At 42.5% G+C, this 3513-nt stretch carries 3 protein-coding genes; all 3 read right to left on the bottom strand.

What is annotated here, in order from left to right; genetic code table 11:
- Positions 1–125: 125 nt before the first annotated feature.
- A complete protein-coding gene (locus EKM67_RS10405; protein ID WP_125578915.1) occupies positions 126–827 on the bottom strand; it encodes a GntR family transcriptional regulator in 702 nt (233 codons plus the stop codon).
- A gap of 15 nt (positions 828–842) precedes the next feature.
- Positions 843–1985, bottom strand: coding sequence for an N-acetylglucosamine-6-phosphate deacetylase (nagA, locus tag EKM67_RS10400; RefSeq protein ID WP_125578914.1), 1143 nt, complete (start codon positions 1983–1985; stop codon positions 843–845).
- Between the two features lie 545 nt (positions 1986–2530).
- Complete coding sequence (proC, locus tag EKM67_RS10395) at positions 2531–3328, bottom strand: pyrroline-5-carboxylate reductase (protein WP_125578913.1); 798 nt, start codon at positions 3326–3328, stop codon at positions 2531–2533.
- Between the last annotated feature and the right edge of the window lie 185 nt (positions 3329–3513).

The following is a 3513-nucleotide window of genomic DNA, read 5'->3' as shown; positions in this document are numbered from 1 at the left end:
TCTTCATGGCCTTTTTGTCTACTCTGGTCTAGGTCACAGGGTGTTGCACTTGAATTGTAAACTCGGGCACCTTAATTAAACCAAAAAAGGCTGTTGCCAAAAATTCAGCAACAGCCCGAAACACTTTATTTTTCTAAGAAGAACTCAAATCGTTCGCCCGCATATTGCGTCCGCACGTATTCAAATGGTCGCCCATCTTTAAGATACGTGATCTGGCGTAAGCGCAAAATGGCATCGCCACGCTTCAGATTCAAATAATCCGCGATATTTTCCGAAGCAAGCGTCGCCGTGATCGTCTGCTTAGCCTTACCGATTTCATAGTCCCCTTTTTGCTCCATAGTCGCATAAAAAGACTCAGTGACTTCAGCACGACTGAAATTCTTGATCAGGTGAGCTGGAATGGTGGTCACTTCAAAACTAATCGGCACATTATCAGCTAGCCGGATCCGTTCCATTCGCACGACTTTGTCTGTTTCTTCAAGCTGCAATCGTTCTTGCTCACTCAAAGAAGGACTGACCGTTCGATAAGAAATTGTTTGACTAGAAGGGAATTTCCCTTGTGAGCGCATGATTTCGGTGAAACTAGTGGTACCAGACATTTTTTCTTGAACCTTTTGTCTGGCAACATAAGTTCCGGCGCCGATCCGGCGTTCTAGGATACCTTCGTCAACTAAGGTTTGCAGTGCCTGACGTAACGTCATTCTGCTCACGTTAAATTGAACTGACAATGCACGTTCGGAAGGAATGCGATCGCCAATCTTCCAAAGGCCAGCTTCGATATCACGTTTAATTTGATTATGGATCTTAATATATACAGGCGATTCCACAGTCATTACCTCTAATTATTCTGGATGGTATTCAGTACCATAACTATACGTGCCAACTAAATCTTGATTACGATTTAATAAGTTTAAGTCAGCATCTTTACCAACAGTTAACGTGCCTTTAGAATCCAAATGGAATTCTTCAGCTTGGTTGACGCTGCTCATTTGAACGGCTTCAAACATCGAGCACCCCGTGAAGTCTTGAATGTTTTTGAAAGCATCGATGAATTGGAGAACAGAACCAGCCAATGTGCCATCAGACAAACGTGCTTGCTTGTCTTTAACGTAGACTTTTTGACCACCAAGTTCACTTTCGCCTTCAGGCATCCCCTTGGCGCGCATCGAATCAGTCACAAGGTCGATTCGTTCAGGCCCCTTCATGTCAAAAGCAAGCCGGATCATATCAGGTACGATATGGAAACCATCGCAAATTAATTCTGCGTGCATATTATCTTCGAGCATCGCATGACCAGTCACACCGGGTTGGCGGTGCTTGAATTCACGCTGCGCATTATACAAGTGAGTCACATGAGTTGCTTTACTATTCAATAATTGCTCACGAGTGGCATTACTGTGGCCAACTGAAGGAACAATTCCGTTAGCAATACAATAATCTTCAAAAGCGGCAGAGCCTGGATCTTCTGGTGCATACGTGATCAACTTGACGCGGCCGCCGGATAATTCGTTCCAGTGACCTAATAATTCAGTATTAGGATCTTTAATGTATTGTTCTGGTTGTGCCCCTTTGTATACGGCAGAAATAAATGGGCCTTCAAGATGGACACCTTTAATAATAGGATTGCGTTCAGCGGCAACCTTTACACCAGACATCGCACGATCGATATTTTCATTAGATTGGGTCATTGTCGTGGCAAATAAAGTTGTGACCCCTTCGTTGCGCATCATTTTAGTGGCCATTGTGTCGATTTGATCTGGATCGCCGTCCATCGCGTCAAATCCATAACCACCATGAGCATGAACATCAATAAATCCAGGAACGATCGTCGTCCCTTGAATATTTTGAACTTCGTCGCCTGCTTCGGCAACATAATCATAAACTGGACCGACCGCTAAAATCTTTTGATCGAAACGAATATAACCATCATCGATCACTTGATCACCAGTATAAATTTTTGCATGCTTTAAAACTTTTGCACTCATGAAGACATCTCCTATTTTTATGTTGTGAAGAAGCACGGTTGGCTTTGAGCATTAACCTGCTAAACACAGAAATCTTGTTTTTGGATTTATGGGTTTAGCAAGTTAAGCGGAAAAGACAGTGCTTCTGAACACATTTATGTTGTGAGAAAAGATGCTCTGAAATCATTGGCTAAGTGAGTCACATTAAAATCTTGGTCTTAAGATTTAAATGTGACTTGCTTAGCCACTGATTTCAATCTTTCCGAACACAGTTATGTTGTGAAGAAGCACGGTTGGCTTTGAGCATTAACCTGCTAAACACAGAAATCTTGTTTTTGGATTTATGGGTTTAGCAAGTTAAGCGGAAAAGACAGTGCTTCTGAACACATTTATGTTGTGGAGTGGTCCGCGTTTATTTGTGTTTCTGACTACCACCAACATAATTGAATCATAACTGAAACCATATTCTAGTATATGTGGTATAGACCAAAAATGCAAGTGAAACCATCAGACCAATTTTTATAGTCGCGGTTATCTACAGGTTTTCTAGACAAACCAATTTTAATTTAATTTTCTAAATCCTTAGTAATCGTTGCATCGACAGCTTTCGTGACCGCGGTTTCGAACCCAGCGGCTTGCATCGCTAAAACACCGGCGATCGTGCTGCCACCTGGTGATGCGACCTCATCAATAAGATTCCAAGGTGCGTCACCACTTTGCCGAACCAATTCGGCGCTACCGATCAACATTTGACTCACAATTTCAGCCGCTTGTTTTTTGGTCAAGCCATATTTGACACCCGCATGGGCAAGCGCATCGATAAATAAGAAGGCAAAAGCTGGCGCACTTCCTGCAAGCGCGACGAAAGTGCTAAAGTCGGCTTCAGGCAGTGGCATAACTGTACCAATCTTGCCAAATAAATCCGTTGCGATCGCGTTAGCAGTTGGTTCTCCAGCCGTGTTTGTCGCTAGTGCAGTCATTCCTTGTCCAATCTTAACATTTAAATTAGGCATGACGCGAATAATTGGCACTGCTAGACCAATAATATTTTCTAAATCGGCGATCGTCACCCCGGATAAAAGTGAAAAGAGCGGAATCTTTTTATTGATGAGCTCCGATTTGAGTGGCGCTAAAACCGTTTCTTTTTGTTGCGGTTGTACGGCTAAAATAATCACATCGGCATTCTGGACCACTTGTAAATTGCTCGCACATGCTTGTAATCTTTTTGCCGTGGCATATGGCTGATAATTGGTAACATGCGCACTATGAACATAAATGTCCGCAGGATTTACCGCATCTTGTTGTAGCAACCCCTCAATAATCGCCTTTGCCATATTTCCCAACCCAATGAATCCAATTTTCATCTCATTACCTCCATTTTGATCACGCCGACATACTTCTGTTCCTAGTTTATCGACTGTTTCCATAGATAGCAAGAAATAGTCCGTGACCAAAATAAAAAACCGTTCTTTCAACAGAAGTGTTGAAGTGCTTCATAATTGTTAGACAAACAGTCTAATGATTGTGAGGCACTTTTTGTATGGTCAAA

It is taken from the genome of Lapidilactobacillus mulanensis (genome assembly GCF_003946215.1).
GTDB lineage: Bacteria > Bacillota > Bacilli > Lactobacillales > Lactobacillaceae > Lapidilactobacillus > Lapidilactobacillus mulanensis.
This window is presented reverse-complemented; position numbering and strand designations above follow the sequence as displayed.

Bases quoted from the DNA above. Each gene is read 5' to 3' on its own strand.
- nagA (WP_125578914.1), bottom strand. From the start codon at position 1,985: ATGAGTGCAAAAGTTTTAAAGCATGCAAAAATTTATACTGGTGATCAA.
- proC (WP_125578913.1), bottom strand. From the start codon at position 3,328: ATGAAAATTGGATTCATTGGGTTGGGAAATATGGCAAAGGCGATTATT.